This is a genomic window from Sphingobacterium sp. CZ-UAM, from assembly GCF_002000245.1.
Lineage (GTDB): Bacteria > Bacteroidota > Bacteroidia > Sphingobacteriales > Sphingobacteriaceae > Sphingobacterium.
Map to the genome: position 1 here is coordinate 118,507 of NZ_MTCM01000009.1, position 25,428 is coordinate 143,934.

Below are 25,428 nucleotides of genomic sequence, written 5' to 3' on the forward strand. Positions count from 1 at the left end.
TACTTTTGTATTCTAATTTATTACCTCTAGCTATGGCTATTATTTTAGGGATTGAATCCTCTTGCGATGAAACTTCCGCTTCTATTTGTATTAACGGTGAAATTCATTCAAATGTTATTGCTACTCAGGCAATCCACGCAAAATATGGTGGAGTTGTCCCTGAGTTAGCTTCACGTGCCCATCAACAAAATATTATTCCTACGGTGGACGAAGCCATTCGTCAAGCAAAAATAAGCAAAAATCAAATAGATGCAGTGAGTTTTACGCGCGGACCGGGATTATTAGGAGCACTTTTGGTAGGTACCTCTTTTGCAAAATCATTCGCACTTGCTCAGAATATTCGGTTAATCGATGTAAATCATATGCAGGCGCATATTTTGGCTCATTTCATAGAAGATCCGAAGCCCAGTTTCCCTTTTTTATGTCTTACCGTTTCAGGTGGGCATACGCAGATTGTGCTGGTAAAAGATTATTTCGAAATGGAATTATTGGGTGAGACCTTGGACGATGCTGCTGGGGAGGCCTTCGATAAGACAGCTAAGATCCTGAATCTGCCTTATCCGGGTGGACCGCTTATCGATAAATTTGCAAGTCAGGGGAATTCCAATGCTTACAAATTACCTGAACCTCAAATTCCTGGACTTAATTTTAGCTTTTCGGGGTTAAAGACAGCAATACTTTATTTAGTACAGGATCAGCTAAAACTAAATCCTGAGTTCTTAACTGAAAATATGGCGGATTTATGTGCGAGTGTGCAATCTCGTATTGTCTCTATCTTATTGAATAAATTGAAGAAAGCTGCAAAGCAAACCGGTGTGAAAGATATCGCGATTGCGGGTGGTGTTTCAGCTAATTCAGGCCTAAGGAAAGAATTGATTGAAATGGGAGAGAAATACAGTTGGAATGTATTTATTCCTAAATTCGAATATTGTACAGATAATGCAGCCATGATTGCCATTGCTGGCTACCATAAATATCTAAAAGGAGATTTTGTTGATCAGGATGTGGCTCCAATGGCGAGAATGCATCTGTAAAATATAAAAGATCGTTTCCCTAATAATCAGGATTAGGGAAACGCTAAATCGTTATAAAGGAGAACTGTAGCCGTAGGCTTGTGCTGTTGAACTAAATTTATCTTTTTTTGGTTGATAGAAGTTCAATTCATAACCTTCAGCTCCCCCAAATATACTAACAAAACTAATTCCGACTTCCGAACGTAGTACGGTCAGAATCTGAAAAGCCTCATTATCAAATTGACCACCATCGTCAACCCGCCAGGTGCTAATATCATCATAAGTGGTCGGGAAATCAAGGTTAATCAATTGATCTTCTTTTGTATAGGAAAAAACGGCAAGTGCCGAATCTTGCTGGTTTTCAAAAACTGTTAGATTGAATTCGGCTTTATCTTTCAGAACAGCGACTGTTGTACTTTTACTTATTTTCCGATTATATTTTTTTTCAAGCTTTTCCCTTACCTCTGTACTCGTTTCCCGGTGTACCTTTGTAAAGGGTTCAACTTTATATTGATTTATGAACGCCTGATTGACAAGCATCCCGAAATCACCCGATTTAATTTCATTCTTTATCGTAAATAATGAGCCTTCGCTATTGGCAAAATTCTGGGCTGTTTGCCTGCCGTTGCTTTCTTTATTATCCGTCTTGTTCTGTATAAATTCCAATGGGCTAACTTGATTTTCAATAATGACATAGTTGTATTTTTCGGGATTCTCCATCGCCTGGTCCATTGGAAGGGCAATTAAAGAATCTTTTTGATGATTCAAAAAGCCAAAATAAGGTGAAATTAATTGCTCTTTATTTTCACTCTTATCGGATGGTTTGGATTGGTTTTGACTGTTGCCACAACCATATAATGTAAATAGAAGAATAGCTAAAAAAAGTGATTTCATAAGAGTGTGCAAAATTTTTATGAAATATAAGGCTTTCCCGCATCATAATGAAAAGATTTAAACTTTAATGTTATGATGAACTCAAAATTGAATATCTATCGCAAGGAATGGCTAGATGTTATCTTTGCAGACCGCAACAAAATGTATGGTGCATATGAATTACGAAATTTGTCAAACAGAGCAACCAATGTGGGATTGGCTATTGTTGTATCCTTTGCGTTCCTTTTGATTGGGGGAACCTATGCCTATAACAAATATTTCAAAAAAACTATAACGGAAACAACGACTACAGTGGTAGTTTTAACTCCTGAGCATCTAGACGAAATTCAGAAAGAAGCCGACAAAAAAGACGAGGTAAAAAAGGAACCTGTTTTAATGCAGGAGAAAGCACCACAACAGATTGCGCAGGATGTTTCAAAGTTTAATCTTGTACGGATGCCGGAACCTAAGATTACGAAAGCAAGTAACGTTACCGAAGATGTTGCTACGCAGGATGAATTGAAGAAACCGAATACAATGACAGCGCGTATCACATTGAAAGCGAACGCGGCGGGTACATATATCGCTAGGGGTGAATTTGGGCCATCTACCAAGAATGGCGAAATTACGGGTCATCGTGTGGGGCCTGAGTCAGGTGGTGGAACAGATGGAAATTTAGACCAGCCTTTTGTTACGGTGGAAATCATGCCTACCCCTGTGGGAGGACTTCCCGCTTTTATGAAGTGGGTTTCAGAAAACTATAGTTTTCCGCAATCGGCTTTGGATCAGGGGGTATCGGGTGTTATTGAAGTATCTTTTGTGGTAGAACGGGACGGATCTTTGACTGATATTGCTGTAAAACGCGATATGAACTTTGGAACAGGGGAGGCTGCCGTTAGTTTATTGAAAAAGGCGAGGAAGTGGAAACCCGGTGTTCAGAATGGACGTGCCGTTCGAGTGGCCTATACTTTGCCTATCCGTTTAAGTGCAGTATCTCAATAGTACCTTTCTTAACTTTATTTAACAGATGGCGTTTTAAACTTTTGATGGTCAATAATACTCTTATAGATAAATAGGTTGGAAAGTCAATCTAGTAGAATTGAAAGATTGTTGATTTAAAAAATAGAGAGATGAAAAAATTGATGTTAAGTTTGGCGTTATCCGGATTAATGTTGACAGGTTTCGCGCAGGAGAAAAAGGATCTTAAATCAGATACTAAAGAAATGACCACTCCATTGCACAAGCATTCAAAGGATAGAAAGCACGATGGCTTAAAAAATAAAAAACCTGAAGAATTGGCTAAGATCAAAACAGATTGCCTGGACCAAAAGTTGAAGTTTACAGATCAACAGCGCAAAGATGTGTATGCATTTCATTTGAAGCAAGCAGAGGATCATAAAAAAATCGCGGCTGAGCGCAAATTGTATCGCGAAAAAATGAGAAAACAACGTGCTGCGGATCATAAAAAAATGATGAGCTTATTGACTCCAGAACAGCAAAAAACATTAAAAGATTCTTACGCTGAGAATCATAAAAAGCATAGAGAAAATTGGAGAAAAGATCGACAAATGCGAAAAGGTGATTTTAAGAAAGGCGAGGGTGAAAAAGTAGTTGATGCTGAAGCAAAAACAACTTAAGGTTAAAAGAAAGAATAGTTTTCATATTAATAATTGGTGAGTGTTAGTTGAAAAGGGGATCATTGGTCCCCTTTTTTATTTTTCTGAATTGTCTGTTTTCTATTGATCAGAAAGAACCTTCAGTTGATTTTCATGACTGTTGCTGCTTATAAGAGCATATAGGTTTTTTCTGAAAGGTATGTTCTATTAATCCATATTTGTGTCATATGGTCTCCATATAAACTCCTTAAGCCGATTCTAGCGGGGGAGTAAGCGCTATCAGTCATTCAATTTATCTTTTTTAGGTTATCAGCAGTAGACGGAGCGAAGCCAATAAAAAGTGGCATTAGTCTGATAAGCTAATGCCACTTTTTGTTATTCTTTGTTTTTTTGTTGCTCTTTCCATTGTTTTGAAAAAGATTTTTCAGCTAGCTTGGGTAGTTCCCGTTGATCGCCCCAGGTTTTTTTAAAAAACTTTCGGAGGAAGAAGTTTTTGAATTTTCCGCCAAAGAAATCAATCAATTTTCGACGTTGTATTCCGTATGTAAACCAGCTCCAGACTTTTTGTTCTGTTTTAGTTGATAAACCCTGCTCTACGGAGTCTTTTCTGTTGACAAGAAGCATACGTTGAATATCGATGCCCACTGGGCAAACTTCTGTACATTTGCCACAAAGAGTAGACGCATAGCTCAAGTGCTTAAACTCCTTCATCCCATTTAAATGGGGAGAAATGAGCGATCCGATTGGGCCTTGATAGGTTGTCTCATAGGTATGCCCGCCTATATTTTGATAAATGGGACACACATTTAAGCAAGCGCCACAGCGGATACAATACAGGCCCTGGCGTTGTTCTTTTTGTGCAAGCAGATTACTGCGGCCATTGTCAAGCAGGATAACATACATTTCTTCAGGTCCATCGGATTCATAGGATTGTTTTGGTCCGGTCAGTAAGGTATTGTATACCGTTAGATTTTGACCAGTACCATGGGTGGATAATAGTGGCCAAAATACCTCAAGATCCTGTATCGTCGGAATAATCTTCTCGATACCGACCACGGCAATATGTGTTTTTGGAAAAGTAGAAGTCAGACGTGCATTTCCTTCATTTTCTGTAATCGCTATACTGCCTGTTTCAGCGATTAAGAAATTAGCTCCAGTAATTCCTACTTCTGCTGCTAAATATTTGTCTCTTAGGAGTTCACGGGCTTTCAGTGTTAACTGTTCTGCGGAGGCATCCAATGGGGTTTCAAATTTTTCGTGAAAAAGCTTAGCGATATCTTCCAGGCTTAGATGCATAGCAGGAGTGACAAAATGGTAGGGTTTCTGATCTAATAGCTGAATAATATATTCTCCCAGATCAGTCTCAATGGCTTCTATGTTTTTCGATTCCAAAAAATGATTTAACTCAATTTCTTCCGTAGCCATAGATTTAGATTTTACAATCGACCGTGTTCTTTTTCGTTCGATGATTTTATAAATCTCCTCCCGTGCCTCGTCGGCATCATTAGCCCAGATTACTTTCCCACCACGTGCGGTAAAATTTGCTTCAAACTGTAATAGATATCGGTCTAGATTTTCCATTACTTTCCATTTGATCAAATTTGCTTTTATTTTGGTGTTTTCGAGATCTGCAAATTTGCTTTTCCCTTTTATAAAAGCAATACTGTATTTGTCGATATTGTAATTGATAATATCGCGATGTTTGGTGTCAAATGCTTTCTGCGCACTTTCCTTTAAAAACGTATTTGCCGTACTCTCTGACATCTAATCTGCTGATTTTTCACAAAAAAAGTTGGTCGTTTCCTACCAACTTTTAAATATAGTGTTAATAAATTGTTTCTCGAAAATCGAGCTTGAAATTTATTCTTTTATATCGATATTCAGGCTTAATTCATTCAATTGTTCCTGGTGAATAGTTGATGGAGCATCAATCATGACATCTCTTCCGGAATTGTTTTTCGGGAAGGCAATCACATCTCGGATCGTATCTAGTCCAGCTAATAGTGAGACAAGTCTGTCGAAGCCAAATGCTAAGCCACCATGCGGAGGAGCGCCATAGGTAAATGCTTCCATCAAGAAACCAAATTGTTTCTGTGCCTCTTCCGGACTAAATCCAAGATGTTTAAACATAAGGGATTGCAGCTCTCTGTCGTGAATACGGATAGATCCGCCACCTACTTCGACACCATTTAAGACAAAGTCGTAAGCATTAGCCCTTACTTCACCGGGGTTTGTGTCCAGTAAAGGGATATCCTCTGGTTTTGGAGAGGTAAAAGGGTGGTGCATAGCATGGTAACGTGCGCTGTCCTCATCCCATTCCAATAAAGGGAAGTCAACAACCCATAGGGGAGCAAAAGTGTCTTTGTTGCGAAGACCGAGTTGCGAAGCAACTTCTAGACGTAGTTCGTTTAATTGCTTACGAACTTTATCCTTGCCGCCCGCCATAATTAATAATAGATCGCCTGGTTTCGCGTGGAACTTAGCGGCGATAGCTGTTAATTGTTCTGGTGTAAAAAATTTATCAACAGAAGATTTAACTGAACCATCTTCATTCACACGTGCATAGACTAAACCTGTAGCGCCGATTTGAGGTCGTTTTATAAAATCGGTTAAGGCATCCAATTGTTTCCTTGTGTAATGCGCGCAATTTTCGGCGTTGATACCAACAACCAACTCCGCTGCATCAAATACAGGGAATCCCTTTTCTTTTGCGACATCATTCAATTCTACAAACTGCATTCCGAAACGGATATCTGGTTTATCTGAGCCATAAAGACGCATAGCGTCTGCATAGGTCATCCGAGGTACGGACCCAAGGTCTATGCCTTTGATCGTTTTGAAGATGTGTTTTGCCAATCCTTCAAAAATATTGAGCACGTCTTCTTGTTCAACAAATGACATTTCACAGTCGATTTGTGTAAACTCCGGTTGACGGTCGGCACGTAGGTCTTCATCACGGAAACATTTGACAATCTGGAAATAGCGATCAAAACCTGATACCATTAAAAGTTGTTTGAATGTCTGCGGTGACTGAGGTAATGCATAAAATTCACCTGGGTTCATACGGGAAGGAACGACAAAATCCCGTGCTCCTTCCGGAGTCGATTTGATGAGATAAGGTGTTTCTACTTCTAAAAAATTCTGAGAGTCAAGATAACGACGTACTTCCTGAGAAGTTTTATGTCGTAAAATAAGGTTCTCACGTACCGGATTACGACGTAAATCCAGGTATCTGAATTTCATCCGGATATCGTCACCACCGTCTGTTTCGTCTTCGATTGTGAAGGGAGGTAGTTTCGCTGCATTTAATATCTCAAGGTTTGAAACCTTGATTTCAATATCTCCGGTGGAGATTTTGGAATTTTTATTGGAACGTTCAATAACCTCTCCGGTTACCTTTATGACATATTCTCTTCCCAGTTCACGGGCACTAGCACGTAAAGACGCGTCATCATCTGCATTGAACGTTAATTGTGTGATACCATAGCGGTCTCTAACATCGATGAAAGTCATACCGCCCAAATCGCGGGATTTTTGAACCCATCCACTTAGGGTAACCGTTTTCCCTAAGTCAGCTAATGTTAATTCTCCACAAGTGTGTGTTCTGTGCATATCTTAATAAAAATAAAATTTATACAAAATTATTGGTTTTACTCGACAATAACGAATTCTACTGTTCTTATTTGAATGCCGTTCTCCCACTTTCAACCACACCCGTAGATATCTGTTTTTCCATCCACCACTTTCTCCCATTTTTTTTGCAAAAATGGATCAAAATTAAATTTCTAGAGGGGAAATTTTTACAATTCCTTTCCCGTTTTCGGAAAAAAATAGAAAAATATCTGTCCTTGTTTTCAGTATATATATGAATGGAAAATGCAGTTTAACTGCTTGTAAATAAGGTTTTATGTGTTGTAAGGTGGGTGCGTTGTATTTTTTCTTGTAGCGATTTTTCGATGTGGAAAACTTTTTTATGTTGTAAAGTGGGGGAAAGTGGGAGAAAGTGTATACTTTTACATTTAAATTAGAATAGGATAATTGACTACATGACTCAGTTAATCGGAGAATTCGAATGCAAGCTAGACGCCAAAGGAAGGATGGTGTTGCCGGCTGCGCTCAAGAGGCAGATGCCTCATGTTGAGCGTGATGGGCTTGTTGTGAATCGTGGTTTTGAGAAGCATCTGGTTTTTTATCCGCGTGAGGAGTGGGATTTGATGACAGCTAAGCTGGCTAAGTTAAATCAATTTGATCCAAAGGTGCGGGCTTTTGTGCGTGCTTTTACGCGTGGGGCTACAGAGTTGACATTGGATGCGGCAGGACGTGTTCTGTTGCCAAAAAGCTTGCTTGAATTTGCAGGAATAACAACAGACTTGGTTTTGGCCTGCCAGTTTAATAAGATCGAAGTTTGGTCGAAAGAAGGGTATGAAGATTTGATGGGTGATGGCGGAGTAGAGGATATATCATCTTTGGCGGCAGAGGTAATGGGGGATATTAATTTTGGAATATAGTAATATGGAGAATGTCTATCATGTTCCGGTAATGTTGCAAGAATGCATGGATGCTTTGGCGATTAAGCCTAATGGTGTTTATGTGGATGTAACTTTTGGTGGTGGTGGTCATTCCCGAGAGATACTGAAAAGACTGGGGCCGGAGGGTAAGTTGTTTGCTTTCGATCAGGATCCCGATGCGTTGGGGAATGTGATTGATGATCCTCGTTTTACATTGATCCATCAAAATTTCAGGTTCTTAAAGAATAGCCTCCGTCTGCATGGTGTGCGTACAGTGGATGGTATTTTGGCTGATCTGGGTGTTTCATCGCATCAGTTTGATGCGGCTGATCGCGGTTTTTCAATTCGATTTGATGCGGATCTGGATATGCGTATGGATCAGGTGGGGGATTTGGATGCAAAGGCAGTGTTGGCTAATTATGCTGAAGAAGATCTTCATCGGATTTTTGGTATGTATGGTGAGATTATGAACGCAAAGTCACTGGCAAAAACAATCGTGACAGCTCGTTTGGCGCAGCCGATACATACTGTCGCTGAATTGAAAGAAGCTATCCAGCGCATGGTTCCAAAAGGAAAAGAGCATAAATATCATGCGCAGGTTTTTCAGGCTTTGCGCATTGAGGTTAACCGTGAATTGGAGGCTTTGCAAGAGTTTTTGTTGCAGACTGTTGAGGTGTTGAAAAGTGAAGGGAGATTGGTGGTGATGTCCTATCATTCCTTAGAGGACCGTTTGGTGAAAAATTTTATGGCCAAAGGGAAATTTAAAGGCGATGTTGAGAAAGATTTTTTTGGAAATGAAATCAAGCCGTTCCATGTGTTGAGCCGTAAGGCGATTACAGCATCGCCGCAGGAACTGGCTGTAAATAATAGATCGCGCAGTGCGAAACTGCGTATTGCTGAAAGGTTGGATTTGTCTTAAAAATGGCGTGAAAAGATGAGTAGGAATACAATAAGACAGAAAGAATTGAGTGAGGAAGTTCAAGAGGAACTGCAAGAAACTGTCGAGGAAAAGGCGGAAGAAACAGAAGCGTTTATTAAAACGCTTTTTACCGTTGGAGACCTTTCCTTAAACAAAATATTGGAGTACCTACCTTTTGGGGCTTTCGTTGCTTTTCTGATGCTGTTGTATATTTCTAATCGTCACTTCGCTGAGCGAACTATTCGGAGTATCGATAAGGTGAGCAAGGAAGTCAAAGAGTTGGGCTGGGATCACAAGTCGCTATCTGCGGAGCTTATGAAAATGTCCACGCAAACGGAAATCGCAAAACGCGTGGACTCTTTGGGTTTGAAAGAGCGGGTAGAGCCGCCGATCAAGATTGAAGTTGTAGAGAAAAAAGAAGATAAATAGAGAGAGTTATGAGTATCAGAAACACGATTCTTATTCGCGTCTATTTTGCCTTTGGACTTATTGTGCTACTTGCATTTATGGTATTTGGGAAAATGCTGAAGTTGCAATATGTGGACGGGCAACATTGGAAAGCTTTAGCGGATAGTCTTTCTATTCAGGAACGTGAAGTTGAGGCTGCAAGAGGAAACATCTATTCCAATGATGGTAGTCTGTTGGCGACTTCTGTCCCTGAGTATGAACTTCGTTTTGATGCTATGGCTATTCCTGAAGAAGAAAATGAATATTTCAATCTCAAGGTTGATTCTCTGGCGATTAAATTGGCTGATTTTTTTAAGGATAAATCGTCCCGGCAATATTTGACATTATTAAAACAGGCGCGGAATAAAAAACAGCGTTATCTACTGATCAAACGGAATGTATCGCATCAGGATCTAAAAAAAGTAAAGCAATTTCCGTTATTTAAAGCGGCTCGGGTTGGTAAAGATCGCTATCCAAGTAGTTTAATTACGGATAGACAGAATAAGCGGATCTTGCCTTTCGTGAATCTAGCGGCCCGGACCATTGGTTACAAAAATGTAAAAGAGAATATCCATGTTGGATTGGAGGGGGCATATGGTGAATATATCGATGGAAAAAGTGGGAAGAGATTGATGCAGCGTATTGCTGGAGGGGTTTGGATTCCTGTCAATAGAGATATTGAAGTTGCACCGGTTGATGGTTCGGATATCATATCTACGATTGATGTTAATATGCAGGATATGGCGCAAAGAGCACTGGAGAAGCAGATGATTGTGAGTAATGCGGATGAAGGGTGTGTTGTGATGATGGAAGTGAAGACCGGTGAGGTACGGGCGGTAGCAAATTTTATGCGGGATAAAGATGGAGTCTATCGTGAAAAGTTCAATCTTGCAATTGCGCAAAGCGCGGATCCAGGATCAACTTTTAAACTGGCCTCTTATCTGGCACTGATTGATGACAAGAAAATCGATTCCAGTACAACGATCAATATCGGGAATGGTAACTGGCCGATTTACAAGCATACAATTCGCGATTCGCATGCACCTAAAAAATCTATAGTCTCAGCGAAGCGGGCTTTTGAAGAGTCTTCAAATGTTGGGGTTACAAAATTTGTCTATCAAGCTTATAAAGATAATCCAGATCAGTTTACATCGAAACTACATTCTTTTGGTTTTGGAAAAACGTTAGATCTACAGATTCCGGGGGAAGGTGTTCCACTGGTGAAAACGTCGAAAAGTAAATCATGGAGCGGATTGTCATTGGTGCAGATGGCTTATGGTTATGAGATGAAGATTACTCCATTACAGACCTTGACATTTTATAATGCGGTTGCAAATAATGGTAAATTGATTGCACCGCTATTCGTCAAAGAAATTAGGCATCTGGGTAATACGATACAAACCTTTCAGGCGAAGGTTATTAATGAAAAGATTGCTTCAGATCATGCCTTGGCAGAGGTAAGAGGGATGATGGAAGGTGTTATGACTGAGGGTACCGGCAGAAGTGTTGCCAGCCCATTGTATACATCGGGCGGGAAAACCGGGACGGCACAGATGGCCGATGGTTCGAGAGGATATGGTGCGCGTAGATATCAGTCATCTTTTGCGGGCTATTTCCCAGCAGAAGATCCAAAATATTCCATTATTGTGGTGATTCGAAACCCGAGGAATGGATACTACGGTGCGTCAATCGCTGGGCCTGTTTTTAAAGAGTTAGCGGATATGGTCTATGCCAATGATATGGAAATGCAAGGGAAGAAATCATTCAAAGCGGTTAATGTAGGTGGAAGGATGCCTTTGACCTTGCAAGGATCAAGAGAAGCGAGTAAGAAAGTGTATGATAAGTTGGGAATTAATACGATAAATTGGGATATGGTGGCGAGAGGTGAAGTGGACACATCGAATAGAGGTGTGCCATTTGTGGATTTGAAATATAAGGAAGGAATTGTTCCAAATGTGGTGGGAATGGGATTAATGGATGCATTGTATGTGATGGAGAATGCGGGATTTAAAACGCATGTATCCGGAAAGGGAAGAGTGGGGGCACAGTCTTTGGCCGCAGGTCAAAAACTCCCATTTGGAACAGCGATAAATTTAGAACTTAAGTAATGATGGATTTAAAAAAAGTATTGCATGCTATCCCTGTTCAGCAGGTGGTGGGAAACCTCGAAGAGGTCGAAGTGCACTCTTTGTGCTTTGATTCCAGAAAAGTGGAGTTGGGAAGTTTGTTTATCGCTGTGCGTGGTGTTCAGACTGATGGGCATTTATTTGTGGATAAGGCCATCACTTCGGGAGCAAGGGCAGTCATCGTGGAAGAACTTCCTGCTGAAACATTGGACTCTGTGGCTTATATTTTAGTGGCAGACTCTGCGTATGCGCTGGGAGTAGCCTCGGCTAACTTCTATGGAAATCCATCTGAGCAACTTAAATTGGTTGGTGTGACAGGAACCAATGGAAAAACTACGGTGGCGACGTTGTTATTCCAATTGTTTACCGAACTTGGATATCATGTCGGTCTGCTGTCTACAGTACAGAATCAAATCGGTTCAAAGATAATTCCTGCTACACACACGACACCAGATCCTATCCAGTTGAACCAGTTGTTGCGGAATATGGTGGATGATGGTTGTGACTACGCTTTTATGGAAGTCAGTTCACATGCGGTGGTGCAGGAGCGTATTGCAGGCTTAGTGTTTGCCGGTGCAATATTTACGAATATTACACATGATCATTTGGATTTTCACAAGACTTTTGACAACTATATCAAAGCCAAGAAGAAATTTTTTGATGACCTGGACGTACACGCGTTTGCATTAACCAATGCTGACGATAGAAATGGTCAGGTCATGTTGCAAAATACGGTTGCCCATAAAAAAAGCTATGGCTTACGTTCTGGGGCTGATTTTAAAGCTAAGGTCATTGAAAGCCATTTTGATGGCATGTTGATGAGTATTGACGGACAGGAAGTGTGGGTCAAATTAATCGGCGATTTCAATGCCTATAATCTTTTAGCGGTATATGCTGCAGCCATCTTATTGGAGCAAGAGACGGTCAAGGTATTGACTGCCTTAAGTACATTGAAAGGGGCTGAAGGACGCTTTGAGACGATGAAATCCACCTCCGGTGTTTTTGGTATTGTGGACTATGCACATACTCCTGATGCTGTTGAAAATGTCTTAAAAACTATTAGTTCTTTGAGACGTCCGGAGCAAAAGATTATTACTGTTTTGGGCTGTGGTGGTGATCGCGACAAAACCAAAAGACCTGAGATGGCAGAAGCGGCTTTACGCTATAGCGATCGTTTCTTGATTACATCTGATAATCCGCGCACAGAGGATCCATATCAGATTATTAAAGATATCGAGGCTGGTGTAGGAGCTGATCAGCGAGCAAAAACGCTTTCTATAGCAGACCGGAAGGAGGCGATACGCACTGCGTATCAGTTGGCAAGCCCGGGAGATATTATCTTGGTTGCAGGAAAAGGACATGAAAAATATCAAGATGTGAATGGTGTAAAACATCATTTTGATGATAAAGAAATTTTAGAGAATACATTTAACGAAAAATAGAAATATGTTGTACCATCTATTTACGTGGCTTAGCGAATATATCCATATACCTGGAGGAGGTCTTTTTCAATATATCTCCTTTAGAACATCTATGGCTGTAATCGCTTCATTAATTATTACCACGGTTTTTGGGGGGAAATTGATCCAGTTCTTGCATAATAAGCAAGTTGGCGAGACAATTCGTGATTTGGGGCTGGAAGGTGAGAAAAAGAAAGCTGGTACGCCTACAATGGGGGGGATAATTATCATTGCTGGGATCTTGATTCCTACCTTATTATTTGCCAAGTTGACAAATATCTATGTGATCATCATGATTGTAACAACACTCTGGATGGGCGCTATAGGTTTTTTGGATGATTATATTAAAGTTTTTAGACATAATAAAGAAGGGTTAGCTGGTAAATTTAAGGTTGTTGGCCAGGTTGGTCTAGGCGCTATTATTGCCTGTACGATGTATTTTCACCCAGATATTGTGGTACGCAAAGGTGTGGATAAGCCAACTTCAACCAAACCGGTGGAAGTGGTGATCAATGAGGGGACAGGGGAAAAAACTTATGCTGAAAATGTAAAATCTTCTAAGACAAATATCCCTTTTTATAAGAATAATGAATTTGATTACGCCAAGGTGTTTAAAGTGTTTGGCTTGCAAAGTGACTATCTGACTTTTGTTGTGTTTTTAGTTGTTGTCATTTTTATCGTTACGGCGGTTTCCAATGGCGCTAACATTACAGATGGTATAGATGGTCTCGCCACGAGTACTTCCGCGATCATTGGGGTTACTTTGGCTATTTTAGCTTATGTATCCGGTAACGTAATTTTTTCGGATTACCTTAATATCATGTATATACCCAATTCCGGTGAGCTTGTAATTTTTGCGGGAGCATTTGTAGGAGCTTGTGTAGGTTTTCTATGGTATAATACCTATCCCGCGCAGGTTTTTATGGGGGATACGGGAAGCTTGGCCATTGGAGGTATCATTGCAGCATTTGCTATTCTAATCCGTAAGGAATTGTTGATCCCAATTTTGTGTGGTGTATTCTTATTGGAAAATCTGTCTGTTATCTTGCAGGTCTCTTATTTCAAATACACAAAAAAGAAATACGGAGAAGGAAGACGGATTTTCTTAATGTCGCCGCTACATCACCATTTTCAAAAGAAGGGCTATCATGAGGCCAAAATTGTAACTCGTTTTGTTATTGTGGGTATTATTCTAGCCATTCTAACAATTGTAACATTAAAAATTAGATAACGATGTCAAATATTGCAACAACATATTATCCTCAATCCGGCAGCTTGGTCGTTCTAGGCGCAGGTGAAAGTGGTGTGGGAACTGCAATCCTGGGGAAGGAGAAGGGGTATGATGTATTTGTATCGGATAAAGGTCTGATAGCTGATCACTATAAGGAACAGTTGAAAGCGGAAGGCATCGCTTTCGAGGAGGGCAACCATGACGAATCACGCATATTGAACGCTGCACTGGTTGTAAAGAGTCCCGGAATTCCGGAGACGGTACCCTTGGTGGTCGCTTTAAAGAAAAAAAATATTCCTGTAATTGCCGAAATAGAATTTGCTGCCCAATATACTGCTGCTAAATTAATCTGCATCACAGGATCAAATGGCAAGTCTACGACAACCATGTTGACATACGAAATGCTAAAGCATGGTGGCCTTAATGTTGGTTTGGCGGGGAATATTGGAAAAAGCTTTGCACTTCAGGTGGCGCGTGAAAATTTTGACTGTTACGTATTGGAAATTTCCAGCTTTATGTTGGACGATATGTATCATTTTAGAGCAGATATTGCTGTCATTCTGAATATCACGCCAGATCATTTGGATCGTTACGACCATAAAATGGAGAATTATGTGGATTCCAAATTCAGAATGATCCAAAATCAGACAGAGAAAGATTATTTTATATACTGTTTAGACGATCCCGAGACAATTAAAGGATTGGAGAGACACCATAGTAAAGGGACATATTTACCCTTTACACAAGAGCAGCTTGTTGAATTGGGAGCTTACTTAACTGCCAATAAAACAATGATTATTAATACACCAAATAACGATACATTCACTATGAGAACTGAGGAATTGTCATTGCAGGGGAAGCATAATATTTATAATAGTATGGCTTCCGGATTGATTGCAAAAGTGCAGGAGTTGAGAAATCAAGCGATGAAAGAGAGTATGGGATCGTATGTGAATATTCCACATCGTCTTGAACATGTTGCCTGTATTGGAGGAATCAATTATATCAATGATTCAAAGGCTACCAATGTTAATTCGGTATGGTATGCGCTGGAGAGTTTTTCAACACCGATCGTATTGTTATTGGGAGGTGTAGACAAGGGTAATGATTATTCGATGCTTGCTGATTTGGTGAAAGACAAAGTACGTGCTATCGTTTGTTTAGGAAAGGATACTGCCCCAATTCATAAGGCCTTTGAGCAGGATGTTGAAATTATTGTTAACAGCACATCTATGCAGGATGCCGTTGTCTTGTCTTCACATTTAGCTAAGAAAGGTGATACGGTGTTATTGTCCCCGGCTTGTGCGAGCTTTGATTGGTTTAAAAATTATGAAGATCGTGGCGATAAATTTAAAGCTGCTGTAATGGAATTATAAATAAATGGTACAACCATAAAGGGAGAAGGATATGTTACAGAACATAATGTCTAAATTGAAAGGTGATCGATGGATATGGATCATTGTGATTATCTTATCGGGATGGTCACTTTTGGCTGTATACAGTTCGGTCGGAACCCTGGCCTATAAGGAGGGAAAGGGGACAGAAATGTATCTGTTGAAGCATTTTTCTATCATTGCTGTGGGATTTATCCTGATGTATCTTTCTCATAAATTGGATTATCGTTATTATGCCGGTATATCTAAAATAATGATGGGAATTACTATTCCTTTATTGTTGTTTACGCTGTTGTTTGGAAGTAAAGTTAATGAGGCAAGTCGTTGGTTGACTATTCCTGGGATTGGATTGACATTTCAAACGTCGGATTTAGCAAAACTTTCGTTGATTGTTTTTCTTGCACGGATGCTGTCTAGAAAGCAGGAAGAAATTAAGGATGTTAAAAAGTCTTTTTTACCAATCATGGGGTCGGTTTGTGGGGTATTTATACTTATAGCATTAGCCAATTTATCTACAGCACTCATGTTATTTGGTGTTAGTGTGCTGTTGTTGTTGATTGGTCGGATTAGTTTTAAGCAGATTGCGATAGTCTGCTGTGGAGGTGCTGTCCTATTGATGATGGTTATCTTCTTTGGTCCGCGACGGGCAACTTATATTAGCCGGGTGAAATCCTTCTTTAATACTGAAAAAGTAGACAAGACTGTCTCGTTTCAGGATGATAAGAATTATCAGGCAAATAATGCGAAGATTGCAATCGCCACAGGTGGACTGTTTGGTAAAGGGCCTGGAAATAGTGTACAGCGCAATGTGTTGCCCCACCCATATTCTGATTTTATTTATGCAATTATTATTGAGGAATACGGTACTGTTGGTGGAGTGATTTTGCTATTTCTATACCTGGCTTTTATGTATCGATGTATACGTATCGTCACGATGAGTCCCAAAGCGTTTGGGACATTTCTTGCAGCCGGTTTAGGATTCAGCTTGACCATACAGGCTCTGGCGAATATGGCAGTTGCGGTAGGATTGGGGCCGGTTACTGGGGTGCCCTTACCTTTAGTGAGTATGGGGGGAACTTCGATTTTGTTTACAAGTGTGGCTCTGGGAATTATCCTGAGTGTGAGTAGAAATATTGAGGAATTAAAAGGAAAAGAACAGTTGGAAGAAAAACAGAAGCCGAAGAAAGTGGTCGTCGGCTCAATTCCAGCTTAAATAAATATTGAGCATGGCAATTCGCGTAATAATAAGTGGGGGTGGTACCGGAGGACATATTTTTCCGGCGATTTCAATTGCAAATGCATTGAAGACGATTGATCCTGCAAATGAAATATTATTTGTAGGGGCCAATGGTCGGATGGAAATGGATAAGGTGCCTGCTGCAGGGTATTCTATTGTTGGACTTGATATCCAAGGAATCAATAGGAAGCAGTTGTGGAAAAATATCCTATTACCATTTAAATTAATGAAGAGCCTGAGTAAGGCAAAAAAGGTAATCCGGGATTTTAAACCCGACGTGGCTGTAGGTGTTGGTGGTTTTGCTTCAGGTCCTTTGTTGATGATGGCAAATAAATTGGGAGTCCCTACCGTGGTTCAGGAGCAAAACTCTTACGCAGGTGTCACAAACAAGAAAGTTGGTGCTAAAGCAGCCAAGATTTGCGTAGCCTATGAGGGGATGGAACAATTCTTCCCAGCTGATAAAGTATTGTTGACCGGAAATCCTATACGCAGGGAATCTGTGGCGATCGAAGGCAAAAGAACGGAGGCCTTAGCGTTCTTTGGGTTGGAACAACATAAAAAGACTATCCTGATATTGGGCGGAAGCTTGGGGGCGAGAACATTGAATGAAAGTGTCGTTGCCTATTTGGAGACTTTAGCTAAGGATGAGGTACAGGTGATCTGGCAATGCGGTAGCTTTTACATAGACTCACTTCGGAGAGATCTGGAGGGAAAACTGCCTGAAAACGTGAAGATGATGGCTTTTCTTCAAAAAATGGATTATGCTTATGCAGCGGCCGACCTGATTATCAGTCGTGCAGGGGCGGGAACCATTTCCGAACTGTGTGTGGTAGGTAAGCCGGTTATTCTTGTTCCTTCACCAAATGTTGCGGAAGACCATCAGACCAAAAATGCAATGGCATTGGTCAATAAGCATGCGGCGCTTCTAGTGAAAGATGTAGACGCTATAAAGACATTAATTCCAACAGCGCTGGATTTATTTAAAAATCCGGATCAGGTAGCGCAGTTGAGTGAAAATATAAAATCACTTGGTAAGCTGAATGCTGATATTCAGATTGCTGAGCTCGTATATAAATTGGCAAATAAGAAATAGATAAAGCGTATGAATCTAGATGCAATAAAACAAGTTTACTTGATCGGAATAGGCGGGATAGGCATGAGTGGCCTTGCGCGCTATTTTAAGCATTTGGGCTGTGAGGTGAATGGATATGATCGTACGGAAACCGAATTGACCAAAACATTGGTCAATGAAGGTCTTTCAATTACATATCAGGATGATGTGAATTCTATTGATCCTATTTTCCATCAGCCTTCCGCTGCCACATTGGTGATATTTACACCTGCGATCCCTAAAGATTCTAAGATTAAAGCTTTTTTTGAATCTCAAGGTCATGTATTGTATAAAAGATCACAGGTACTCGGTATCATCAGTGAAAGCAGATTTACAATTGCAGTGGCTGGAACACATGGCAAAACAACTACGTCAACGATGGTAGCCCATTTGTTGAAAGATTCAGGATATGATTGTTCAGCTTTTTTGGGTGGTATTAGCTCCAATTATGATACCAACGTACTTTATGGAGCAAATAATACGGTAGTAGTTGAAGCGGATGAATTTGACCGTTCATTTTTGACACTTCATCCGAATATCGCGATCGTGACATCCTCGGATGCGGATCATTTGGATATCTATGGTGACAAGAGTCATCTGCTCGAATCTTTCCAGTTGTTTTTGGATAAAGTCGTTGATGGTGGTACCCGAATTATTAGGAAAGGATTGGAATTTAAAGGTCAGATTAGTTATTCTGGCCAAGAGGTAGCCGATGCCTATGCGTCGAACGTTCACGTAAGGGAAGGGGAGTTCTTTTTCGACTACCAGGACGCGAACGGAAAAATTGAAGATATTCATTTGGGTATCCCCGGGATTCACAACGTTGAAAATGCAGTTGCAGCAATTACGGTAGCACGTTTGTTGGGAATTTCAGCTGAGGCAATTAAGACGGCATTGACAACATTCAAGGGGGTAAAAAGACGATTTGAATATATTGTTCGTACACCGGAGGTGGTCTATATCGACGATTATGCGCACCATCCGGAAGAGTTGCGTGCCTTTTTGACTTCCATGCGAAAGTTATATCCGTCAAAGAAGCTAAATGTTGTATTTCAGCCGCATTTGTTTACGCGCACCAGAGATTTTGTGGATGGATTTGCCGAGGTGTTATCTATGGCAGATAATCTATTATTGATGGAAATATATCCTGCACGGGAACTTCCTATTGAAGGTGTTAACTCAAGTTGGTTATTGGATAAAATTACAGCAGAGCATAAACAGGTTGTTACTGCCGAAGAAGTATTGGATTTTGCACGGAACGAAAAACCGGATCTGATTGTGACAGTCGGCGCAGGAGATATAGATAAATTGGTAAAACCATTAAAAGCGATTTTTGAGCATGCTTAAAAAATTACGTGACATACAATGGAATCGTGTACTCTATTTTACCCTATTTTTTATTGGGGTTATTGTAGTTGTTGTGATCATGACCATTGTGGGTAAACGTGATGAACAACAGCTTTGCAAGGATGTGAAGATAGTGATAGAAGGTACAGAGGCTTTTATTGATCAGGCGGATATTTCAAAACTGATTGAGCAGAACTACGGAAGTTTTGTAGGGAAGAAGCTGAATGGTATTCCCTTTCAGCGCGTGGAAAAGACGCTGAAAAAATTGCCTTATGTATCGAATGCGAGCATCCATGCCGATATGGATGGAACAATACAGATTAATATCGATCAGCGCGAGGCTGTTATGCGAATTATCAATAAAAATGGGCGCGAATTCTATGTTGATCCCAAAGGTTTAAAGATACCGACTACATTAAAGTATATTCCGCACATCATGGTGGCGACCGGTAATATAGCCGAGGGATATAACGAGGCATTGGATACAATCTCGACCCCCTTGGTAAAAGATTTGGTGAAGGTGGCGGAATTTATTGGAAAAGACGAATTGTGGAGTAACCAGGTGGTACAGATTTATGTCAATTCGGACCATGATATCGAACTTGTTCCCCGTGTCGGAACACAGCAATTGATTGTTGGATCTGCAGATTCGTTGGAACAGAAATTTGAATTATTAAAGACATTTTATACGCAGATCATGCCAAAAGTGGGAATTAATGCCTACGGAGTGGTGAACGTAAAATACGGAGGACAGATCATTTGTGAAAAGCGCGGAAACTGGAGCTTTTCAGATGATCAAACAAAAAAAACAGCAAATAATACATTATAGTAATACAGCAACAATACAGGAAATTATGAACTCAAAGGCAGCAGAAATTGAAAGAGAAAACCCAATTATCGTGGGACTCGATATTGGTACTACCAAAATTTGTGTTACGGTTGGGAGACGTAGCTCAGGAAACAAAATCGAATTATTAGGTGTCGGTAAAGCCGAATCTGCTGGTGTGAGCAGAGGCGTGGTTGCCAATATCCAGAAGACTGTGGGAAGTATTTTGGAAGCGGTAGAAATTGCCGAGGCACAATCTAATGTCGATATCAAGGTTGTCAATGTGGGGATTGCCGGTCAACACATTAAGAGCATCCAACACCGTGGAATATTTACTAAAACAGATGGCGATGATGAAATCATTCGAAGAGATATCGAACGTTTGATTTCGGACATGTATAAACTGGTACTGCCTCCAGGAGAAGAAATTATACATGTGTTACCGCAGGAGTTTACCGTAGATAATGAACCGGGTATCCGTGAACCTATCGGCATGGCTGGACGTCGTATAGAAGCAAATTTCCATATTATTTCGGGAAGAGTTACCGATATCAAGAATATTAAAAAATGTATTGATAATTCCAACTTGGAAGTTGCTGAACTGATCCTTGAGCCTTTGGCATCTTCAGAAGCTGTATTGGATGAAGATGAGAAAAATGCTGGTGTTGTATTAGTTGATATTGGTGGTGGAACGACGGATGTTGCCATCTTCCATGAAGGAATTATTCGTCATACCGCGGTAATCCCATTGGGCGGTAATATTGTGACTGAGGATATTCGCCAAGGCTGTTCTGTATTGCGTTCTCAGGCAGAATTGCTGAAAACCCGATTCGGATCTGCCCTGGCCGATGAGAATAAAGAAAACGAGGTGATTTGTGTGCCGGGATTGAAAGGTCGTGAGCCGAAAGAAATTTCTGTGAAAAACTTGGCTTATATCATTCAGGCTAGAATGGAAGAGATTATCGAACATGTGTATTATGAGATCAAATCCTCTGGTTATGAGAATAAACTGATCGGTGGTATCGTTATCACAGGTGGTGGCGCTCAATTGAAACACTTAGTACAACTCGTTGAGTATATTACTGGGATTGATTGTCGTGTAGGTTTTCCGAACGAATATCTGTCGAAGAATGAGGTGTTGCCTAAACCACTTTTTGAGGAATTGAAAAGCCCTCTATATGCAACCAGTATTGGCTTGTTGATTAAAGGAATTCAATCGCACGAAGAGGAGGAAGATAGTCGTAGAGAAGCACATGCTCCAGCCAAAAAAGTGCAGGTAACCATGACCACGAAAGAGGTATCGGAACAGCAGCAAAAGGAGCAGGGACTGTTGTCGTGGTTCAAACGATTTATTAAGGATGGTAACGAAATTGATGACGCAAGTTTTTTAGATAAAAAGTAAGTTTTCCACAATGCTTGAAGTTTTCCACAATTTCACAAATGTGGAAAACTTTTGTTGAAATTATATTATTATTACATTACATATAGTGGGTTTGGTTCATTTTGATATCGTGTTCATTATAAGTTAAATAGGGATAAGTTATGTCAATACAGTTTGAAATGTTAAAAGAGCAATCTTCAATAATCAAGGTTATTGGGGTTGGTGGTGGTGGCGGCAATGCCGTAAACCACATGTATAAACAAGGAATCAGTGGGGTGGATTTTATCGTGTGTAATACCGATGCGCAAGCGTTGGAGTTAAGCCCGATCCCAAATAAAGTTCAATTGGGAATAAGTCTGACTGAAGGTATGGGTGCTGGAGCAGATCCTGATGTAGGTGAAAATTCTGCTATCGAAAGTATTGAGGATATCAAACGCATGCTGGGAACCAATACCAAGATGTTGTTTATCACTGCAGGTATGGGTGGTGGTACAGGTACCGGCGCTAGTCCAGTCTTGGCAAAAGCAGCCAAAGAGCTTGGTATTCTTACTGTCGCTATTGTCACAACACCATTTACATTTGAAGGCAAGCGTCGTCGCTCACAGGCAGAAGAAGGACTTTCAGAATTGCGTAAGTATGTAGATTCTTATCTTGTTATTTCCAATGATCGCCTACGTGAAATCTTCGGAAATTTAACAATGACTGCAGCATTCGCAAAAGCGGATGATATATTGACTACAGCGGCAAAAGGTATCGCTGAAATTATAACGATTCCAGGTTATGTGAACGTCGATTTTAAAGATGTTCGAACTGTAATGAACGATAGTGGTGTTGCCATCATGGGTAATGCTGTTGCGGAAGGTGAAGACCGCGCATTGAGAGCAGTGGAAGGTGCTTTAGCTTCGCCATTGTTGAAAGACAATGAGATCGAAGGTGCCCGTTATATTCTGTTGAATATTACTTCTGGTACAAAAGAAGTAACCATGGATGAAGTTGCAATTATTACCGATTATATTCAGGAAAAAGCGGGTTTGTCAGCTGACTTGATTTGGGGTAACTGTATCGATGAAAATTTTGAAGATGAATTGTCCGTAACCATTATCGCGACAGGTTTTCAGACTTCAGAGGAGCGTGATAAAGAACGTGAAAATACGAAGGTATCTATGCCCTTGACACCTGAACCGGTAAATTCTTTTGTAAAACCTGTTTCTCAGGTTGCCCCAAAAGAGGCGCCAGTTGCCAATAGTTTTGTCACTCCGGTTCAACGTGTGGATACACAAGCTCCTTCAACAAATACTTCGACCCCAAATAATTTACAGTCTGACTTGTTTACTTCACCTAGAAATGTTGTGCAACAACAACAGGTAGCGATTGAAGAACCGCAAGTAATACGTCATGATTTGGGTTTTGACGGCGCTTATGAGGAAGAAACTTCATTTGCTGAAAGTGATTTTCAACTGAAAACTTCGCCTTCGGTTTTCCAGTTTCAAATGCCGACCGTATTTGATTCATATACTGCTCCATCGTCATCAGACTATGATGAAAGACCTACGTTTTCTTCGAGTACAACCAATGAGCAGATCGAAGTTCCTCAGGTAGAGGAAGAACAGGTTTCCTTTGAAGATCAATTGGTACGTACAAAAGAGCGTATCTTGAGATTGAAAGAATTGAGTATGAAATTGAAATCTTCAAATGGCCTGCATGAGTTGGAAAATGAACCGGCTTATAAGAGAAAGCAAATGTCATTGGAAGATACACCACATTCTTCACAATCACAAGTATCTCGCTTTACATTGTCATTTGAGGATGGAAATACGGAGATTCGTCCAAATAATTCATTTTTACATGATAATGTAGATTAATCGAATTGACATAAAATACTAAAAAAGCCATCCAATCGGATGGCTTTTTTAGTATCTTTAGATACCGATATAATACAATTATACAAGCTATGACTACAAAATTAAATAACCCTGTATGGGTGATGAGTTCTGCCTTTGATAAATTGTCATTACCAGAATTGATTCAGACAACAAAAAGAATTGGCGCTGGTGGAATTGACTTATGTGTTTTTAGAAAAGATGGTACGCGCGAAGATCATACAGCGACGCATTTGGATTATGATGAGTTTACACCCGTAAAAGCAAGAGAAACGCTTGAGTTATTTAATCAGGCTGATTTAAAGCTTTCACTTGGAGCCTTTGAGAATATGATTGGCGGAGATCCTGAACAACGTGTAAAAAATCAGAATCACTTATTGAAACTGATCCGGATAGCCCATTTGTTGGGTGGTGACGAGAATAATGTTAAGGTGGGTACTTTTGTCGGTTATAATCATGAATTGGGAAATCAGCTTGATGGATTTCAGAAAAACCTGGATGAATATAAACGCGTATTTGCACCGATTGTTAATTATGCCGAAAGCCTTGGGGTAACTATACTCTATGAAAACTGTCCAATGGAGGGCTGGCGCTCTTCACGTTATAGTTCTACCTATAATAATTTGCCTGCTGTCTTAGCCGCGCGTAAATTAATGTATGCAATGATACCTAGCAAGGCACATGGTGAAATTTACGATCCTTCCCATGATGTCTGGCAAAATACAAATCCAATTGATGTCATTCACAATACCGACATCAGTCGATTGCAACGTATACATGTGAAAACCACACGCAACCTACAGACAGCTGCCCGTGTGGATTGGGGTGGGATGTATCCGATGCAGCATGTGGATGCCGAACTGGCAAAAAAGGCCAATGTGAGCATTCCGGGCCATGACTGGGACAGACATCACTATGAAGCAATGCTTCCCGGATTTGGTGGATCAGATAGTATGGACTGGCGCGGTTTTGTCGATCTACTTCAGGAACGTGGATTCAAAGGGCCATTCGAAATAGAAAACGAGGCAAAAAATTCAAAAGATACGGGTGATTTCTCAGCAACAGTACAGGGATTTACAACTTGCCTTAATTTTCTAGCCCCTATGTTATGGGATTTAGAAGCTGAGGTAGGGTATGCTTATAAAAAATCCGAGCCGTTAAAAGATATCAATGTAAAAGATGTTCCGGTTATTACGATGGATGATCTCATCTAAAAAAATACACTCCAACAATATTTTAATTGTTGGAGTGTATTCTGCTAATTGTTGGAGTGTATTCTGAAAAGTTCAATCAGTTCAGGAATATTGGAAACATTTAATTTCTCAAATATCCTGCTTTTATAAGTGCTTACAGTTGATGGACTTAGCTCAAGTAGATTTGATACCTCGATAATTCCCAGGCCTTTTATCAATTGTTTGGCCACATCCACTTCCCTGTTTGACAGGCGCGCCAATGGATTTAATTTTGTTAATTCGGATTTGCTCTGAGTCAGTTTTTGGACGTATAGATCTTGCACATTGCTCGACATATATTTACCTCTATCTTGAATAGCCAAGATAGCATGACTTAATTCCGCCATTGCTGTTGTTTTATTGAGATAACCTACTGCTCCAGCTTCAATATAGCGTAAAGCATATAAGGATTCATCATACGATGAGAAGATTAAAATTTTGATAGCAGGCTGGATCTGTAAGATTTCCTCAACTACTCTAATATTATTTCCCCCGGGCATATTGATGTCCAGTAATAGTAGATCGAAATCTTCCAGTTTTAGCTTTTCAAGCACCTCATCGAAATTTTCCGCTTGAAAAATTTCCGCTTTTTTAAGTGTTTCCTTAATAATAACGGAGGCTCCAAGTCGTACAATACCGTGGTCGTCTGCAATAAGAATCTTTTTCATAGATACTTTATCTTATTCTGGGCTTTAATTACCGTATGAAATTTAAAGTACTATCAATATACAATATATCTTGATATTTTGCCCTAGTTAACGAGCAAATATAGCAAATTAAGTTAATAAAAAACTTGCGCATATCGTTTTAGGCCATAAATTTAAAAA

21 protein-coding genes are annotated in these 25,428 nt (G+C 40.2%); 17 read left to right on the forward strand and 4 right to left on the reverse strand.

Going from position 1 to position 25,428, the window contains the following annotated elements:
* Window positions 1-32 precede the first annotated feature (32 nt).
* Window positions 33-1,034, forward strand: a complete 1,002-nt coding sequence (gene tsaD, locus BWD42_RS22985; protein ID WP_077438756.1) for a tRNA (adenosine(37)-N6)-threonylcarbamoyltransferase complex transferase subunit TsaD — start codon at window positions 33-35, stop codon at window positions 1,032-1,034.
* A gap of 51 nt (window positions 1,035-1,085) precedes the next feature.
* Here the strand turns inward: tsaD and BWD42_RS22990 are convergent, their stop codons facing one another.
* Window positions 1,086-1,907 (reverse strand): hypothetical protein, encoded by an 822-nt coding sequence (locus BWD42_RS22990; RefSeq protein WP_077438757.1) that lies wholly within the window; start codon window positions 1,905-1,907, stop codon window positions 1,086-1,088.
* Between the two features lie 72 nt (window positions 1,908-1,979).
* Between BWD42_RS22990 and BWD42_RS22995 the strand changes: the two genes are divergently transcribed.
* The gene (locus tag BWD42_RS22995; RefSeq protein WP_077438758.1) at window positions 1,980-2,888 is read left to right on the forward strand and encodes an energy transducer TonB; all 909 of its coding nucleotides are present in this window, start codon (window positions 1,980-1,982) and stop codon (window positions 2,886-2,888) included.
* Between the two features lie 128 nt (window positions 2,889-3,016).
* On the forward strand, window positions 3,017-3,523 hold the full coding sequence (locus tag BWD42_RS23000; RefSeq protein ID WP_077438759.1) for a hypothetical protein: 507 nt from the start codon (window positions 3,017-3,019) through the stop codon (window positions 3,521-3,523).
* 354 nt (window positions 3,524-3,877) lie between these two features.
* Here the strand turns inward: BWD42_RS23000 and BWD42_RS23005 are convergent, their stop codons facing one another.
* A complete protein-coding gene (locus BWD42_RS23005; protein WP_077438760.1) occupies window positions 3,878-5,266 on the reverse strand; it encodes a LutB/LldF family L-lactate oxidation iron-sulfur protein in 1,389 nt (462 codons plus the stop codon).
* A gap of 96 nt (window positions 5,267-5,362) precedes the next feature.
* Complete coding sequence (aspS, locus tag BWD42_RS23010; protein WP_077438761.1) at window positions 5,363-7,114, reverse strand: aspartate--tRNA ligase; 1,752 nt, start codon at window positions 7,112-7,114, stop codon at window positions 5,363-5,365.
* 434 nt (window positions 7,115-7,548) lie between these two features.
* Here aspS and mraZ point away from each other — a divergent pair, with 434 nt between their 5' ends.
* The 14 genes from mraZ (at window position 7,549) to BWD42_RS23085 (ending at window position 24,583) form a co-directional block, all read left to right on the forward strand.
* Window positions 7,549-8,010 (forward strand): division/cell wall cluster transcriptional repressor MraZ, encoded by a 462-nt coding sequence (gene mraZ / locus BWD42_RS23020; RefSeq protein ID WP_077438763.1) that lies wholly within the window; start codon window positions 7,549-7,551, stop codon window positions 8,008-8,010.
* Window positions 8,011-8,014: 4 nt separating this feature from the next.
* Window positions 8,015-8,929, forward strand: a complete 915-nt coding sequence (gene rsmH, locus BWD42_RS23025) for a 16S rRNA (cytosine(1402)-N(4))-methyltransferase RsmH (protein WP_077438764.1) — start codon at window positions 8,015-8,017, stop codon at window positions 8,927-8,929.
* 15 nt (window positions 8,930-8,944) lie between these two features.
* On the forward strand, window positions 8,945-9,358 hold the full coding sequence (locus BWD42_RS23030) for an FtsL-like putative cell division protein (protein ID WP_077438765.1): 414 nt from the start codon (window positions 8,945-8,947) through the stop codon (window positions 9,356-9,358).
* A gap of 8 nt (window positions 9,359-9,366) precedes the next feature.
* Window positions 9,367-11,484, forward strand: coding sequence for a penicillin-binding protein (locus BWD42_RS23035; protein WP_077438766.1), 2,118 nt, complete (start codon window positions 9,367-9,369; stop codon window positions 11,482-11,484).
* On the forward strand, window positions 11,484-12,944 hold the full coding sequence (locus BWD42_RS23040; protein ID WP_077438767.1) for a UDP-N-acetylmuramoyl-L-alanyl-D-glutamate--2,6-diaminopimelate ligase: 1,461 nt from the start codon (window positions 11,484-11,486) through the stop codon (window positions 12,942-12,944). The genes BWD42_RS23035 and BWD42_RS23040 overlap by 1 nt, the downstream gene beginning before the upstream one ends.
* Before the next feature lie 4 nt (window positions 12,945-12,948).
* Window positions 12,949-14,193: a phospho-N-acetylmuramoyl-pentapeptide-transferase gene (gene mraY / locus BWD42_RS23045; protein ID WP_077438768.1), complete on the forward strand. Its 1,245-nt coding sequence runs from the start codon at window positions 12,949-12,951 to the stop codon at window positions 14,191-14,193.
* A gap of 2 nt (window positions 14,194-14,195) precedes the next feature.
* Window positions 14,196-15,569 (forward strand): UDP-N-acetylmuramoyl-L-alanine--D-glutamate ligase, encoded by a 1,374-nt coding sequence (murD, locus tag BWD42_RS23050; RefSeq protein WP_077438769.1) that lies wholly within the window; start codon window positions 14,196-14,198, stop codon window positions 15,567-15,569.
* A 31-nt stretch (window positions 15,570-15,600) separates the two neighbouring features.
* Window positions 15,601-16,800, forward strand: coding sequence for an FtsW/RodA/SpoVE family cell cycle protein (locus BWD42_RS23055; protein ID WP_077438770.1), 1,200 nt, complete (start codon window positions 15,601-15,603; stop codon window positions 16,798-16,800).
* A 13-nt stretch (window positions 16,801-16,813) separates the two neighbouring features.
* Entirely contained in the window at window positions 16,814-17,917 is a 1,104-nt protein-coding gene (gene murG, locus BWD42_RS23060; protein WP_077438771.1) for an undecaprenyldiphospho-muramoylpentapeptide beta-N-acetylglucosaminyltransferase, read from the forward strand.
* Between the two features lie 9 nt (window positions 17,918-17,926).
* Window positions 17,927-19,282 (forward strand): UDP-N-acetylmuramate--L-alanine ligase, encoded by a 1,356-nt coding sequence (murC, locus tag BWD42_RS23065; protein ID WP_077438772.1) that lies wholly within the window; start codon window positions 17,927-17,929, stop codon window positions 19,280-19,282.
* Window positions 19,275-20,111: a cell division protein FtsQ/DivIB gene (locus BWD42_RS23070; protein ID WP_077438773.1), complete on the forward strand. Its 837-nt coding sequence runs from the start codon at window positions 19,275-19,277 to the stop codon at window positions 20,109-20,111. Before murC ends, BWD42_RS23070 begins: the two co-directional genes overlap by 8 nt.
* Window positions 20,112-20,136: 25 nt before the next feature.
* On the forward strand, window positions 20,137-21,510 hold the full coding sequence (ftsA, locus tag BWD42_RS23075) for a cell division protein FtsA (protein ID WP_077438788.1): 1,374 nt from the start codon (window positions 20,137-20,139) through the stop codon (window positions 21,508-21,510).
* Between the two features lie 140 nt (window positions 21,511-21,650).
* Entirely contained in the window at window positions 21,651-23,351 is a 1,701-nt protein-coding gene (gene ftsZ / locus BWD42_RS23080; RefSeq protein ID WP_077438774.1) for a cell division protein FtsZ, read from the forward strand.
* 89 nt (window positions 23,352-23,440) lie between these two features.
* Window positions 23,441-24,583, forward strand: a complete 1,143-nt coding sequence (locus BWD42_RS23085) for a sugar phosphate isomerase/epimerase family protein (RefSeq protein WP_077438775.1) — start codon at window positions 23,441-23,443, stop codon at window positions 24,581-24,583.
* Window positions 24,584-24,627: 44 nt separating this feature from the next.
* Here the strand turns inward: BWD42_RS23085 and BWD42_RS23090 are convergent, their stop codons facing one another.
* Window positions 24,628-25,269, reverse strand: a complete 642-nt coding sequence (locus BWD42_RS23090) for a response regulator transcription factor (RefSeq protein WP_077438776.1) — start codon at window positions 25,267-25,269, stop codon at window positions 24,628-24,630.
* Between the last annotated feature and the right edge of the window lie 159 nt (window positions 25,270-25,428).